At 65.7% G+C, this 14628-nt stretch carries 15 protein-coding genes and 1 pseudogene; 6 read left to right on the plus strand and 10 right to left on the minus strand.

Going from position 1 to position 14628, the window contains the following annotated elements; all coding sequences use genetic code 11:
- The first annotated feature begins 27 nt into the window (after window positions 1–27).
- Both H292_RS0102205 and H292_RS27780 read left to right on the plus strand, forming a co-directional pair.
- Complete coding sequence (locus H292_RS0102205) at window positions 28–930, plus strand: LysR family transcriptional regulator (RefSeq protein ID WP_231383731.1); 903 nt, start codon at window positions 28–30, stop codon at window positions 928–930.
- A gap of 78 nt (window positions 931–1008) precedes the next feature.
- Window positions 1009–2076: pseudogene (locus H292_RS27780) on the plus strand (TDT family transporter); the annotation flags it as partial.
- A gap of 19 nt (window positions 2077–2095) precedes the next feature.
- Here the strand turns inward: H292_RS27780 and puuE are convergent.
- The gene (puuE, locus tag H292_RS0102215) at window positions 2096–3007 is read right to left on the minus strand and encodes an allantoinase PuuE (RefSeq protein ID WP_020110283.1); all 912 of its coding nucleotides are present in this window, start codon (window positions 3005–3007) and stop codon (window positions 2096–2098) included.
- Between the two features lie 188 nt (window positions 3008–3195).
- Here puuE and H292_RS0102220 point away from each other — a divergent pair, with 188 nt between their 5' ends.
- The gene (locus tag H292_RS0102220) at window positions 3196–3465 is read left to right on the plus strand and encodes a DUF2631 domain-containing protein (RefSeq protein ID WP_019664234.1); all 270 of its coding nucleotides are present in this window, start codon (window positions 3196–3198) and stop codon (window positions 3463–3465) included.
- Between the two features lie 105 nt (window positions 3466–3570).
- On the opposite strand, the gene rlmN is transcribed toward H292_RS0102220, so the two are convergent.
- On the minus strand, window positions 3571–4635 hold the full coding sequence (gene rlmN, locus H292_RS0102225; RefSeq protein ID WP_051104840.1) for a 23S rRNA (adenine(2503)-C(2))-methyltransferase RlmN: 1065 nt from the start codon (window positions 4633–4635) through the stop codon (window positions 3571–3573).
- A gap of 281 nt (window positions 4636–4916) precedes the next feature.
- On the opposite strand from rlmN, the gene H292_RS0102235 reads away from it, so the two are divergent.
- Window positions 4917–5330, plus strand: coding sequence for a LapA family protein (locus H292_RS0102235; RefSeq protein ID WP_019664237.1), 414 nt, complete (start codon window positions 4917–4919; stop codon window positions 5328–5330).
- 107 nt (window positions 5331–5437) lie between these two features.
- Window positions 5438–6277: an HpcH/HpaI aldolase/citrate lyase family protein gene (locus H292_RS0102240; protein ID WP_020110286.1), complete on the plus strand. Its 840-nt coding sequence runs from the start codon at window positions 5438–5440 to the stop codon at window positions 6275–6277.
- A gap of 9 nt (window positions 6278–6286) precedes the next feature.
- On the opposite strand, the gene H292_RS0102245 is transcribed toward H292_RS0102240, so the two are convergent.
- From H292_RS0102245 to rpsB, 6 genes are all read right to left on the minus strand, one after another.
- Entirely contained in the window at window positions 6287–7000 is a 714-nt protein-coding gene (locus tag H292_RS0102245; RefSeq protein WP_019664239.1) for a class I SAM-dependent methyltransferase, read from the minus strand.
- Complete coding sequence (locus tag H292_RS0102250) at window positions 6997–7869, minus strand: phosphatidate cytidylyltransferase (RefSeq protein WP_051104842.1); 873 nt, start codon at window positions 7867–7869, stop codon at window positions 6997–6999. Before H292_RS0102250 ends, H292_RS0102245 begins: the two co-directional genes overlap by 4 nt.
- A gap of 90 nt (window positions 7870–7959) precedes the next feature.
- Complete coding sequence (gene frr / locus H292_RS0102255) at window positions 7960–8517, minus strand: ribosome recycling factor (protein WP_019664241.1); 558 nt, start codon at window positions 8515–8517, stop codon at window positions 7960–7962.
- Between the two features lie 58 nt (window positions 8518–8575).
- On the minus strand, window positions 8576–9304 hold the full coding sequence (gene pyrH / locus H292_RS0102260) for a UMP kinase (protein ID WP_019664242.1): 729 nt from the start codon (window positions 9302–9304) through the stop codon (window positions 8576–8578).
- 222 nt (window positions 9305–9526) lie between these two features.
- The gene (gene tsf / locus H292_RS0102265) at window positions 9527–10351 is read right to left on the minus strand and encodes a translation elongation factor Ts (RefSeq protein WP_019664243.1); all 825 of its coding nucleotides are present in this window, start codon (window positions 10349–10351) and stop codon (window positions 9527–9529) included.
- 92 nt (window positions 10352–10443) lie between these two features.
- Complete coding sequence (gene rpsB / locus H292_RS0102270; RefSeq protein WP_019664244.1) at window positions 10444–11304, minus strand: 30S ribosomal protein S2; 861 nt, start codon at window positions 11302–11304, stop codon at window positions 10444–10446.
- A gap of 336 nt (window positions 11305–11640) precedes the next feature.
- On the opposite strand from rpsB, the gene H292_RS0102275 reads away from it, so the two are divergent.
- Window positions 11641–12156: a M23 family metallopeptidase gene (locus H292_RS0102275; protein WP_020110287.1), complete on the plus strand. Its 516-nt coding sequence runs from the start codon at window positions 11641–11643 to the stop codon at window positions 12154–12156.
- On the opposite strand, the gene H292_RS0102280 is transcribed toward H292_RS0102275, so the two are convergent.
- Both H292_RS0102280 and H292_RS0102285 read right to left on the minus strand, forming a co-directional pair.
- Complete coding sequence (locus tag H292_RS0102280) at window positions 12153–13502, minus strand: MinD/ParA family ATP-binding protein (protein WP_020110288.1); 1350 nt, start codon at window positions 13500–13502, stop codon at window positions 12153–12155. The genes H292_RS0102275 and H292_RS0102280 overlap by 4 nt on opposite strands.
- Before the next feature lie 181 nt (window positions 13503–13683).
- A complete protein-coding gene (locus H292_RS0102285) occupies window positions 13684–14607 on the minus strand; it encodes a tyrosine recombinase XerC (RefSeq protein WP_019664247.1) in 924 nt (307 codons plus the stop codon).
- Window positions 14608–14628 lie beyond the last annotated feature (21 nt).

The following is a 14628-nucleotide window of genomic DNA, read 5'->3' on the forward strand; positions in this document are numbered from 1 at the left end:
TGCGTGTGCCGTCCCTAAGCTGACACCGTGCCGTTGCCGACCCTTGTGACCGATCTGATCAGCTACGAACTGCTGTTGTCCGTGGCAGAACTCGGCAGCATCGGACGCGCCGGGGAGGCCCATGGAATGTCTCAACCGGCCGCCAGCTCGCGGCTGGCAGCTCTGGAGCGACGAGTGGGCGTGCCACTCCTCGAACGGACGCCCCGCGGCGCCACCCTCACCGCGACCGGAGAACTGGTGGCGAGCTGGGCCGAGCGCGTCGTCGTCGAAGCCGCGCGCCTCGCGACGTCCATCGAATCACTTCGGACCGACCGGAACACCCACGTGAGAGTCGCGGCCAGCCTCACGATCGCCGAGTACCTCGTCCCCCGATGGCTGATCACGCTGCGCGCTCAGGAGCCGTCGGTCACGCCGTCGCTGTCGTCGGGCAATTCCGCCGATGTCTCCGCCGCCGTTCTCGCCGGCCGCGCGGACATCGGTTTCGTCGAGAGCCCCGACGTGCCCAACGGACTCGAGCACTGCGACATCGCGCACGACGAGCTGGTCGTGGTCGTCGCCCCGGGCCACGAGTGGGTGGGCCGCTCGATCACCGCACGAGAACTGGCGTCGACGCCGTTGGTCACCAGAGAACCCGGCTCGGGCACCCGCCGCGCCCTCGAACGAGCGCTCGAGAGCACCGACTCGGCCCCGCCGTTGCTCGAAGTGTCGTCCACCACGGCGATCAAGGCCGCGGTCGGGGGCGGAATGGCGCCCGCAGTGCTCAGTTCACTCGCCGTGTCCGCCGAGCTGACGGCAGGCACGCTGGTCCGCGTCCGCACGGACGGGCTGAATCTGCGCCGCTCCCTCCGTGCCGTGTGGCCCACGGGAACCCGCCCGAACGAGCCGTCGTCGACGTTGGTGACCATCGCCATAGCGGCCACCGAGTCATAAGCCGAGGTTTGGACGCGATAGGCAATCGACGTCTACCGTCGCCGCCCACGGCCGGGCACCGTGAGTGTCATGACCACGATGCTCCTCGCGAACGTACCCGCCACCCGACGAGGTTCCGGCGCCCCCACCGCGATATTCCGAGACGTCACCCCGAATCTGTTCACCACGGTGATGGGGACGGGCATCGTCGCCACCGCGGCGGCGACGCTCCCCGTCCAGTTCGTCGGGCTGCGGGTGTTCGCGACGATCGTGTGGGCCTCGGCTGCGTTCGTCATGATCGCGCTGACGGTCGCGCTGGCCGTCCACTGGACCGTGCACCGCGTGCACGCCCTGGCTCACGCGGCGAATCCGGTGACGGTGCAGTTCTACGGCGCTCCCCCGATGGCTCTGCTCACTGTCGGTGCGGGCGCGGAACTTCTCGGCGGCGACATTCTGGGCAACGCGACGGCGATGGCCGTCTTCGCGACGTTGTGGACGGCCGGGACCGTGCTCGGGGTCCTCGCCAGCGTGACTGTTCCGTACCTCATGATCACCACGCACGACCACACCGACGTGGCTGCTCTACCAGCGTGGTTGATCCCCGTCGTTCCTCCGATGGTGTCCGCGTCCACCGGCGCGTTACTACTCCCGCACGTCGCACCCGGCCAGGGGCGGTCGGCCATGCTCGTCGGGTGTTACGCGCTGTTCGGGCTTTCGCTCGTCGTCGGCATGCTGACCGTGGCCCTGGTGTACGGGCGTCTGCTCCACCGCGGTGCACCCGCTGCTCAGGCCGCCCCCACGATATGGATCACCCTCGGGATCGTGGGCCAATCCGTCACGGCGGCAGTGCTTCTCGGCAACGACGCAGCGCTGGTGTTCACGGGCGACGACGCGACGATCGCCACAGGTCTACGGGTGTTCGGGATTGTCCACGGGCTGGTGATGGGCGGCTTCGGAGTGTTCGTGTTCGCCCTCGCCGCGGCCGTGACAATGCGCTCCCTGCGTCGTGAACCAAGCTTCTCCATGAGCTGGTGGTCGTTCACGTTCCCGATCGGAACGTGCGTCACCGGCGCGACCGCGCTCGGCGGCGCTCTCGGCTCCGCAGCTGTCGACGCCGTGGCCGTCGTCCTCTACGTGGTGCTGGTCTCTGCCTGGGCGGTGGTCGTCGCCCGCACCGTCTGTTCCCTCACGTCCACCCGTGCGCCGCGGGTGGGTGCTCGGCGATCCAGTGCCGGGCGATGTCGACACGTCGAGCGATCCACACCTTCTCGTGCGACTGGACGTGGTCGAGGAAACGCTCCAGCGCCCTGATGCGGGCCGGACGTCCGACGAGTCGGCAGTGCAACCCCACCGACAGCATCTTCGGTGAACCGGCTTCACCCTCGGCATACAGAACGTCGAACGCATCGCGGAGGTGCGCGAAGAACTCCTCCCCCGTCGAGAATCCACCGGGCGACGAGAAACGCATGTCGTTGGTGTCGAGCGTGTACGGGACGACGAGGTGGTCCACGGTGTCCGACCCGCGATCCACCCGGGCCCAATACGGCAGGTCGTCGGCGTAGGAATCCGAGTCGTACAGAAATCCTCCGTGCTCGACGACGAGCGACCGGGTGTTGGGTGAGTCGCGGCCGGTGTACCACCCGAGCGGAGCCGATCCCGTCAGTTCGGTCAAGATCTCCATGGCTTCGGCCATGTGTTCACGCTCGACGTGCTCGTCGATCAGTTGATAACCGATCCAGCGCAATCCGTGACTCGCGATTTCGTGCCCTTGTTCGACGAAGGCGGCCACCGCGTCCGGATTGCGCTGCATCGCACGGGCGACGGCGAACACGGTCAACGGCAGTCCGCGACGCTCGAACACACGAAGCACTCGCCATACGCCGGCACGAGATCCGTACTCGTACAACGACTCCATACTCATGTGCCGGTTGGGAAACGCCTGAGCTCCGATCATCTCGGACAGAAAGGTCTCCGATGCCGTATCACCGTCCAGAACGTTGTTCTCGGACCCTTCTTCGTAGTTGAGCACGAACTGAACGGCGATCCGTGCCCCACCCGGCCACCGCGGATCAGGAGGATGCGCGCCGTAACCGACCATGTCGCGCGGGTAGGGCACACGGGAGTGGGACAGTCGTTCCGAAGTCACGAAAGTCGAGTCTTCCAGCAATCGCGCCGCCGCGCCGAGGATACGGACCCTGGTGGCTACGACGGACGGTCGTATGCAAATATTGACGAAGACGAGCGCGCCTGCCGACGGCGTGAGACATGACCCGAGAGGACCGACCGGTGGCACAAACCGAGCTGAACCCCGCTTCGTACGACCCGGTCGAGTACACCCACGAGGACATCGCCGAGGTCCCGTCCGCCGAGTGGGGATGGAGCGGTGAGTCCGGCAAAGCCATGCGCATCGCGGCGATCGTCGTTGCGGCCATGCTGCTGTTCATGATTCACGGCAACCACACGGGCCTGGTCGAGGACCTGTGGCTCATCGGCTTCGCGATCGCGCTGGTCGGCATCGTGGTGCGCGACGTGATCGTGCGCCGCAAGCCCCGCTGACGAACTTCCCAGGTCTTCCTTCGTCGCAGGTCTTCCTACTTACGTCGAATGCCCGGTACGACTCGAAGTCGTACCGGGCATTCGCGTTTTCGGGAAGCAGCGCGCCTAGTTCTCGGCAGCGAGCTGCCCGCACGCAGCGGCGATTTCCTGCCCGCGAGTATCGCGGACCGTGCAGGACACACCTTGGGCGATGACTCGTCGCACGAATTCACGCTCGACGTCCTTCGGGCTCGCGTCCCACTCGCTGCCCGGCGTCGGGTTGAGCGGAATCAGGTTGACGTGCACTCGCGAACCCAGTGCCTTGTGCAGCTTCTTGCCGAGCATGTCGGCCCGCCACGGCTGGTCGTTGACGTTCTTGATCATCGCGTACTCGATCGACACACGGCGACCGGTTCGGTCTGCGTAGTAGCGAGCCGCCGACAGGACCTCGGCCACGGACCACCGATTGTTCACCGGCACCAAGGTGTCGCGTAGCTCGTCGTCGGGAGTGTGGAGCGACACTGCGAGGGTCACCGACAACCCCTCGTCGGCGAGCTTGCGGATCGCCGGCGCCAGTCCGACGGTCGACACGGTCACCGACCGCTGGGACAGACCGAGCCCGTCCGGCGCGGGCGAGACGATCTTGCGGACGGCTGCGACGACGCGCTTGTAGTTCGCGAGAGGCTCGCCCATACCCATGAACACCACGTTGGACAGTCGGCCTTCGCCACCGGCGACCACGCCGTCACGCAGATCCGCCGCCGCCGAACGCACCTGGTCCACGATCTCGGCTGTGGTCAGGTTGCGGTCGAGACCACCCTGTCCCGTTGCGCAGAACGGGCACGCCATTCCGCAGCCCGCCTGACTGGAGATGCACAGTGTCGCGCGGTCCGGGTACCGCATCAGGACACTCTCGAGCAGGGTGCCGTCGTTCGCCTTCCACAGCGTTTTGCGTGTGTCGCCGTCGTCGCACGCCAGGTGTTTGATCGGCGTCAACAGTGTGGGGAACAGGTCGGCGCCGACCTTCTCACGCACAGCGGCGGGAAGGTCCGTCATCTTGCTCGTGTCCGCTTCGAGGCGGCTGTAGTAGTGCCTGGCCAACTGGTCGGCACGGAATGCAGGCAATCCGAGTGCCTTCACCGCGTCCTTGAGGCCGTCACGATCGAGATCCGCCAGGTGACGCGCAGGCATTCCACGCTTCCGATCCGCGAACACCAGCGGAAGCGCGGCCCTCGTCGGTGTGGACGTGCCCTCGGCCGAGTCCGGCGAGGGAGCAGTCCCGGTAGCAGCGTGTGCGTCGGAAACGGAAGCGGAGTCACTCATAGTGCCTCCAGTGTCCCACTCCTGCGCACCGACGCCTATTCAGCACGGTTCACCGTCGCCGCCGTCCGTTTCCAGCTCGATGCGGAGGGGTAACCGAATCGACAGCAGATACGCGTGCATTCCCGCCTCGCGTACGAAAGGATCGAACAATGTCCACACCAGCAGGAGATCGCAACGACGGCTCGTTTCCGGACGCGTCGGCACCGTACGAGGACTCGGGTTCGTCGGCGATCACGACGCCGGATTCGGACCAGCACAGCGCACCCGATCCGGAGGCCGTTCGCGACACGAGACCTGCCGTCGGGACGGCGCCGGACGGTATCGCGCACACCAAAGCCGCAGCTACGTGGACCGGCCTGGTGGTCGGCGCGATCGTACTGGTGATCCTTCTCATATTCATCTTGCAGAATCTCGACGCCGTGCCTGTGGAAATATTCGTGTGGACGTTCGAGCTTCCGCTCGGCGTGAGTATGTTGCTGGCCGCGATTGCCGGTGCCCTCGTGATGGCCCTGGCGGGCGGAGTCCGAATTCTTCAGATTCGGCGTGCGGCAAAACGCAAATAACGGATCGAACCGGTGAACAGTATGCACACAAGCTGGCGTAGTCGAACTGAATCGATAATGCTGGTAGTGCCCGATTTCACCACAAGGAGCCTTTTGTGACCACTTTCATGGAGACACCCGTGACGTCTGGCGTCGCGCCCGAGCGTGCACGCTCGTGGCTGTTGGTACCCGCCACCAAACCCGACACGTTCACCGCAGCCGCCGAGTCCGAAGTCGATGCCGTCATTCTCGACATCGAGGACGCCGTGGCACCCGGCGCGAAGCCCGCCGCCCGCGACGCTGTCGTCTCCTGGCTGGAAGCCGGAAACTCCGCCTGGGTACGAGTGAACGACGCGACCACGAGCTTCTGGGCCGACGACCTCGCCGCCCTGTCCGGCCTGAAGGGCCTCGCAGGCATCATGCTGGCCAAGACCGAAAGCGGAAGCCAGGTCGAGGCAACCGCGTCGCGCCTGGCCGAGGGAACGCGCATCCTCGCACTCGTCGAATCCGCCATGGGTCTCGAAGCAACACCCGAGATCGCGCGCGCGGACTCCACGTTCCGGCTGGCGTTCGGCAGCGGCGACTTCCGGCGCGACACCGGAATGAGCGACGAGCCCCTGGCCATGGCGTACCCACGTTCGAGGCTCGTCGTGTCGTCACGAGCGGCACGCCTCCCCGGTCCGATCGACGGTCCAACCCTTACCGCGAACGAGAGCATCCTCTCGCGCGACTCGGCCCTGACGGTGTCGATGGGCATGACCGGCAAACTGTGCATGCACGCCGAGCAGGCTCCTACCGTCAACCGTGAGCTCGCACCGTCGCCGTCCGACGTGACCTGGGCCGACGAGGTCGTCGACGCACTCGGCGCCGACGGAGCACGAGTGAAGGACGGCAGCGACCTTCCACGTCTCGCCAAAGCGTTGAAAATTCGCGACGCCGCCGAGATTTTCGGAGTTCGCGCCGGGTGAGCCGAACGGTCAGGCCAGTTCGATGCCGGCAGGTTTGTGCCGGACATGGACCCGGTACCTGACATCGAAGCCAAGGCCAGGGATGCTGCGTGCAGCCCTGGCCGCTGTGCGTCGGGTGAACTCGATCCCCAGAACCTCCCGCATCGTCCGGCGATCCGAGAACTTCCACCGGGTGTCGACACGCGTCAACGCGAATCCTTGCGCCTCGAAGAATGCTTCCACGGCGCTGCAGTTGTACTTCGGCAGGTCGGCGCGCATCCAGTCTCCGTAGGGCGACGACGAGACGTCGAGATCCACCACGACGAGACTTCCACCCGGAGTGAGCACTCGCAGCGCTTCGGTGATCCCCGGCCCCGCCCCGACGCCGAAGAAGTAGGCCGTTCGGGCGTGCACCAGATCCACGGACGAGTCCGGCAACGGTAACGATTCCGCGTGACCCGCGACCACCTCGACGTTGTGCAGGCCGCTCACTCGTGTCGCAGCCGCCTCCCGGAGTGGCTCGTGCGGCTCGACGCCGATGACCCGACTCGCGTCGGCCGCGAAGTCCGGCAGATGGAATCCTGTTCCGCATCCGACGTCGACCACGACGCGGCCGGCCCAAGGAACCACCGCACGCAGATACCGTGGGATGTTTCCGTCGGCGTCCTGCGCCAGATTCTCCGCCTCGTAGATCTCCGGCCAGTGCCAGATGTTCGGGCTGGGGATGGTGCGGGGATCCGTCACAGCAGGATCGCGAACACCAGCCACGCTACGAAAGCCGACGGAAGCAACGAGTCCAGACGATCCATGATGCCGCCGTGACCCGGTAGCAGCGTACCCATGTCCTTGATCCGGAGATCGCGCTTGACCTGAGATTCGATGAGGTCGCCGAGCGTACCCGTCACCACGAGCACGACGCCGAGGAGAACGCCGATCATGGAGTTGGCGTCGAGGATGAGTGTGACCGTCAGAAGGCTGCCGATCACGCAGAACAGTAACGACCCGGCCAGACCTTCCCAGGACTTCTTGGGACTGATCGCCGGGGCCATCGGGTGCTTGCCGAACAGCACCCCGGCAACATATCCGCCGACGTCGGAGCAGACGACCGCGATCAGGAACACCAGAACCCGTCCCGCACCGTTCTCTTCCAGCACCATCAGCACGGCGAACGAAGCCAGAAGCGGTAGCCAGCAGGCCACGAGAACGGTGACGGCGAGTTCGCGCAGGTAATTCTTCGGTGCCGATCCAAGCCCCTGCTGCAGCAGCAGCCAGACCATGCACACCAGCACGGTCGCCGCCGTGGCACTCAGCACACCCGTCGTACCCCACGGCCATCCGGACCAGATGATCGCTTGACCACCGGCGATGAGCGGGATACGCGGAACCAGAATGCCCGCCTCACGAAGACGCTTGGACACCTCGTAGGTCGCGACCGCCAGCGCGACGGCGACCACTCCTATCCACACCCGCGGCGCGAACACCATGATCAGGATCAGCGATATCCCCAGACCACCACCGACGCCGATGGCGGCGGGAAGATTACGGCCGGCCTTGCCGGGCGACTTGGCAGCTGCACTGCCCGTACCGTTCGGGTCGGGTGCGGCAGACCCCAGTGGTCGTTCCGTACCCGCCACGACGCTGTCTCCTTGCTTCACGTGTTCCACTTCGGTTCCGCGAGGACCCGACCTCCGCAGCGCGGAAGGTCAGACCTCCATCAAATCCGCTTCCTTACGCTTGACGAGCTCGTCGATCGCGGCGGTGTACTTCGACGTCGTCTTGTCGAGCTCGTTCTCGGCCCTGACGACCTCGTCCTCGCCTGCCTCGCCGTCCTTCTGGATGCGCTTGAGCTCTTCCATGGTCTTGCGTCGGACGTTGCGGATGGACACCTTGGCGTCCTCGCCCTTGCCCTTGGCCTGCTTGACGAACTCGCGGCGTCGTTCCTCCGTCAACTGGGGCACCCCGATGCGGATCAGGTTGCCGTCGTTGGTGGGGTTCACGCCCAGGTCGGAGTTCCTGATCGCGGTCTCGATGGGGCCGAGCTGAGCAGCCTCGTACGGCTTGATGACGACGAGCCGAGCCTCGGGGACGTTGATGCTCGCGAGCTGGGTGATCGGGGTGGGCGCCCCGTAGTACTCGACGACGATGCGATTGAACATGCCGGGATTCGCGCGGCCGGTACGGATGCCCGACAGATCGTCGCGGGCGACGGTGACAGCCTTCTCCATCTTTTCTTCTGCGTCGAAGAGCGCTTCGTCGATCACGGTCTGTCCTCCATAGTTCTTGCCGGCATCCCGGCTCCTCGTTCGTCGGTCACGTCGTTCACGACTTGACCAAAGTACCGATGCTCTCGCCTGCAACCGCACGCGCGATGTTGCCCTGCGTCAACAGGTTGAACACCATGATCGGCATCTGATTGTCCATACACAGGCTGAAGGCGGTGGCGTCGGCGACCTTCAGTCCCTTCTCGAGCACCTGCCGATGCGTGATGGAGTCGTACATCGTTGCCTCGGGATCGAGCTTCGGGTCGGCGGAGTACACCCCGTCGACGGCCTTGGCCATGAGCAGCACTTCCGCGCCGATCTCGAGTGCACGCTGAGCGGCCGTGGTGTCGGTGGAGAAGTACGGCATTCCCATCCCGGCACCGAAAATGACCACTCGGCCCTTCTCGAGATGACGCCGTGCGCGTAACGGGAGGTACGGCTCCGCCACCTGCCCCATGGTGATCGCGGTCTGCACACGGGTCGCGACGCCCTGCTTCTCCAGGAAATCCTGCAGTGCGAGGCAGTTCATGACCGTACCCAGCATGCCCATGTAATCGGAGCGCGAACGATCCATACCGCGTACCTGAAGCTCTGCTCCGCGGAAGAAGTTTCCACCGCCGATGACGACGGCTACCTGGACGCCCGTGGAGACCACTTCGGCAATCTGTTCGGCTACGTTGTTGACGACATCCGGGTCAAGGCCGACCTGGCCTCCTCCGAACATCTCACCACCCAGCTTCAGCATCACTCGCTTGAATCCGGGGCGGTCGGTGGCGGGATCGGTCATTGCTCTCCTCGGTTCTCGCCTTCTCGAATGCGCACGGTGAAAAAGGCACTTCGAAGCACCTACGGTCTCATCCTGCCCTATCGGCAGCGTCGCGGGCGACACCGCCCACGACGCGTCGGCACTCGGCCACGCCGGTCCCGACACGGACGATGCCGCCCGCTCGACGTGTGTCGAGCGGGCGGCATCGCAGGTGACCGATTTCGTCGACTCACGAGAAGTCGATCAGTTCGCCCCGACCTCGAAGCGTGCGAAACGCACCAGCGTCACGCCTGCCTCGTCGAGGATGGCCTTCACGGACTTCTTGGAATCCTGGACCGAGGACTGCTCGGTCAGCACGACATCCTTGAAGAATCCGTTGACACGGCCTTCGATGATCTTCGGCAGAGCCTGCTCCGGCTTGCCTTCCTCGCGTGCGGTCTCCTCGGCGATACGACGCTCGGACGCGACGATCTCCTCGGGAACCTCGTCACGCGTGACGTACTTGGCCTTGAGTGCGGCAACCTGCATGGCTGCGCCGCGAGCGGCCTCGGCTGCGGCTTCGCCCTCGCCGGTGTACTCGACGAGAACGCCGACGGCGGGGGGAAGATCTGCGCTGCGCTTGTGCAGGTAGGTGGCCACGGGTCCGTCGAAGGACACGACGCGACGGATCTCGAGCTTCTCACCGATCTTGGCCGAGAGCTCCTGCAGGGCGGTGTCGACGGTCTTGCCGTCCAAGTCGAGTGCCTTCAGCGCGTCGACGTCGGCGGGCTTGCCTTCGGCGGCAACAGCGGCGACGGAATCTGCGAACGCCTGGAACTCCTCGTTCTTCGCGACGAAGTCCGTCTCGGAGTTGATCTCGACGAGGACGCCACCCTTGGCGACGACCAGGCCTTCGGCGGTGGACCGCTCGGCGCGCTTGCCGACGTCCTTCGCGCCCTTGATGCGCAGCTGCTCGACGGCCTTGTCGAAATCTCCGTCGGTCTCGGCGAGTGCGTTCTTGCAGTCCATCATTCCGGAGCCGGTGAGCTCACGGAGCCGCTTGACGTCAGCGGCGGTGTAGTTCGCCATGTTGAGCGAGCCTCCTCGAATGCTGTGGGTATGGGTCGTCACGCGCGAAGGGCCCTGGGCGGGGTGTATCCCCCGGCCCAGGACCCGTTCGATCAAGCCTGTGTTGCAGGTGCTTCCGCAGCAGGCGTCTCGGCCGGAGCCTCGGCAGCTGCTTCCTGCGTAGCCTCGGCAGCGGGCGAAGCCTGAGCGAGCTGCTCGAGCTCCCACTCGGCGAGGGGCTCGCCTGCGCCGACCTCGGGCTTCGCGTCGGTCGAGGTGTTCTGGCCCGCGCGAGCCTGGACACCCTCGGCCACTGCAGAGGCGACGACCTTGGTCAGCAGGGCTGCGGAACGAATTGCATCGTCGTTGCCCGGGATCGGGTAGTCGACGACGTCGGGATCGCAGTTGGTGTCGAGGATCGCGATGACCGGGATCTTCAGCTTGCGAGCCTCACCGACGGCGATGTGCTCCTTGTTGGTGTCGACGATCCAGATGGCCGAGGGAACCTTGGCCATGTCACGGATACCACCGAGGGTGCGGTCCAGCTTGGTCATCTCACGCGTGAGCATGAGGATTTCCTTCTTGGTGCGTCCCTCGAAGCCACCGGTCTGCTCCATCGCCTCGAGCTCCTTGAGGCGGAGAAGGCGCTTGTGGACCGTCTGGAAGTTGGTGAGCATGCCACCGAGCCAGCGCTGGTTGACGTAGGGCATTCCCACGCGGGTCGCCTCGGCGGCGATGGACTCCTGCGCCTGCTTCTTGGTGCCGACGAACAGAACCGTGCCACCGTGAGCGACGGTTTCCTTGACGAACTCGTACGCCTTGTCGATGAAGGTCAGAGTCTGCTGCAAGTCGATGATGTAGATGCCGTTGCGGTCGGTGAAGATGAATCGCTTCATCTTCGGGTTCCAGCGACGGGTCTGGTGTCCGAAGTGTGTGCCGCTGTCGAGCAGCTGCTTCATGGTTACTACAGCCATGGCTGAATAACTCTCTTTCGATTGCCGGTTGACGCAGAGTGCCGTGTGACCTCTGCCCTGGCGACCGCTGGCTGCCGGACCCGCTCGCATCGATGCGGGACCGCCGACAACCGGTTACGAAGTACGTGCCACCGAGGTGGATACTTGCGTTACGCGGACGCGCGAAGTCGACCCGTGCAGGCACAGGTCGCTCACACAGTGTACGACGTCCGCGCCCCTGGTCATAACCGGCCTCCGACGACAGTCGCATACAAGCCTGTGGATGAAGGATTTCGCTATCCACAGGCAGAGCCTCACGGCGTCGGTCGGCGCTGACCTGTCGTGCACGCTGAGGCGATGCGAAAACTCGTCGGTCGTTCAGCGACAACTCTTCTCGTCACCATTGCCCTCGTGGTCGCCGTCCTTCCACCGGTAGGCGCAACGCCGGCCCGTGCCGACGGCACCGGATTCACGTGGCCGCTGGCACCCCGCCCGCACGTGCTCCGCGCGTTCGACCCACCCGAGCACGACTGGCTACCCGGTCACCGGGGTGTCGATCTCGCGGGCGTGGACGGACAGAACGTTCTGGCTGCAGGCGAAGGAACCGTCGTCTTCGCCGGAACCGTCGCGGGCAAGCCCGTGGTGTCGATCGATCACCCGAGTGGCTTGCGGACCACGTACGAGCCGGTACGTGCGGCGACGTCCGCGGGTACCCGGGTCGGACGCGGCGACGTGATCGGGGTTCTGGAAGCAGAACACCCCGGCTGCGATGGAGCATGCCTTCACTGGGGGGTGCGTCGCGGACGCGACTATCTGGATCCGACCGTCCTCGTCGAACGTGCACCCGTTCGACTCAAGCCGCTGACGTCCTAACGCCAGCTCGGTCCGGAATGACGGCCCGACGCAGCGGGGAAATCATCCGCGACCATTGCCGCGAGTTCGACGAAGGCAGCCCTGGTCTGAGGTCGCAACAGATCGAGGTCCACGACAGCGCCCTCGGCCAGGTGCTCGTCGAACGGCACGACGAGCACGGCACGACACCGTTCCAGAAAGTGCTGGGTCAACAAGTTCATGTCGACGGCAGACGAACCGGGACGGACCGAACTGATGACGACGACGGTGCGCTCGACGAGGTGGCCGTACCCGTGCAGCTGCAGCCAATCCAGGGTGGCGGCGGCGCTCCGAGCACCGTCCACGGCCGGTGAAGACACGAGCACGAGCGCGTTGGCGAGCTGAAGCACACCGTTCATCGCCGAGTGCATGATCCCGGTACCGCAATCCGTCAGAATCAGGTTGTAATACACCTGCAGCATCTCGATGACGGACCGGTAGTCCTGCTCGCCGAACATCTCCGACGCGGCAGGATCACGTTCTCCGGCAAGGACTTCCAACCGACTGGGAGCCTGCGACGTGTGGGCACGGATATCCGAGTACCGGCGGATGTTCGGCGCGTCCGCCAACAGATCGCGCACGGTGGACGACGTCTGCCTCGGAACTCTCTCGCCGAGCGTGCCGAAATCCGGATTCGCGTCCACGGCGATCACACAATCCCCGCGGAGCGACGCGAAGGTGGCACCGAGACCCAGCGTGGTGGTCGTCTTGCCGACGCCGCCCTTCAAGGAAAGGAAGGCGATGCGGTAGTCACCGAGCACGGGCTGCCGAATGCGTTCCACCTGGTTGCGGTAGCGCTCCTCGGCAGTCGACTCGCCTGGATTGATGACGCCGCCGGTGAGCCGGTGAACGCCCCGGCGCCACCCGGAGGTGGACGCACGTTTGGGTCGGCGGAGCAAACTGTCTGGGGCGAGATCCTGACTGGTCGGCTGAAAGCGAGGGTCGTGCGGCTGGCCTCCGGGGAACCCACCGCGATCGCGGTCGTCGGAAGTACCGGCCGGGCCCGGCGCCCACGGCGGGGTCCATTCCTCCGGACGCGGGGTGCCCGCGGACGGTCTCGCAGCGGGCGGTCTGTCAGCGGGCGGCGCAGGTGCGTCGGGCTGGGACGGCGACGTGAACCTGGGCGGCGCGGGCTGCCGTTCCGAACCGCGCGGAGTCTGCCAGGGCGGCGCTTGACGTTCCCCGTTCATCGACGTCCCGGTGAACGGAGCCTGGTGAGCGGTGCGTACCGGCTCGACGGGCGTGGTGCTGGGTCGAGCTGCACCGTTCGAGCCGGTCTGGGCACGTATCGACCACGTCGATGCGCCGTGCGTGTGCTCGCGGTCCACGGTCCCCCCGTCTCCACAATCATGGGCATGTTCTGTGTCACTCACGGCAGTGCCGGAAGGACACCGGATATCCGAACACGACATCTCTTCGAGCCCGGAATACTTCGCAAGCGGTCTGTTTCCTACGACGCTACCAAACACTTGCGAATCAGCATGTGGCAGCGCTCACGCGGCGAGCAGGTCACGCCCGCGGATGCGCCCTGTCGTGGACCGCGCGCAGACGGTCGACCGACACGTGGGTGTAGATCTGAGTGGTGGCGAGTGACGAGTGCCCGAGAAGTTCCTGCACCACCCGCAGGTCGGCTCCCCCTTCGAGAAGATGGGTAGCTGCAGAATGCCTCAACCCGTGCGGGGCGAGGTCAGGTGCACCCGGCACGGAGGCCAGGACCTCGTGCACGGCCGTGCGGGCCTGACGCGGATCCAACCGTCCCCCACGACGTCCCAGCAGGAGCGCGCCGCCGGACCGCTCCGTGGCGAGCTCCGGGCGTCCGTGCGCGAGCCACTGGTTCAACGACTCCGCCGCCGGCCCACCGAACGGCGCGGACCGCTCCTTGTCCCCCTTTCCGATCACGCGGACCACCCGACGCTGATCGTCGACGTCACCGATGTCGAGTCCGCAGAGCTCGCTGACGCGGATTCCGGTGGCGTAGAGCAGCTCCACGACGAGCCGGTCCCGCACGGCGATCGGATCGAGTTCCTCGGCTCCGACCTTCGCCCACGACATCGCTTCGTCGGCTTGGTTCTGCTTCAGAACGGACGGAAGATGCCTCCCTGCCCGGGGGGCCGACAGTCGCAGCGCTGGATCCGTGTTCATTCGGCCTGTTCCGACGCACCAGGCCGTGAAGGATTTCGCCGACGACGTCCGTCGAGCCAACGACGTTCTGGCCGCCCCGCTTCGGGCCTGCGAGGCCAGCCAGGATCGAAGCACCTGCAGGTCGAGCCCACTCAGTTCACTCGTCTCGTTCACGCCGACGACGTAGTTCAGCAGCGATTCGGCGTCGCGCAGGTAAGCACGGACCGTGTGCGGCGAACGGTCGCGACCCAGTGTCAGATACTCCGCGTACTCGTCGAGATGGACTCTCAGAGTCGTCGGCAAGGCATCCATACTCGTAAGACTCTCCGCCGC

Source organism: Rhodococcus sp. 114MFTsu3.1 (genome assembly GCF_000383555.1).
GTDB classification, from domain to species: Bacteria; Actinomycetota; Actinomycetes; order Mycobacteriales; family Mycobacteriaceae; genus Rhodococcoides; species Rhodococcoides fascians_E.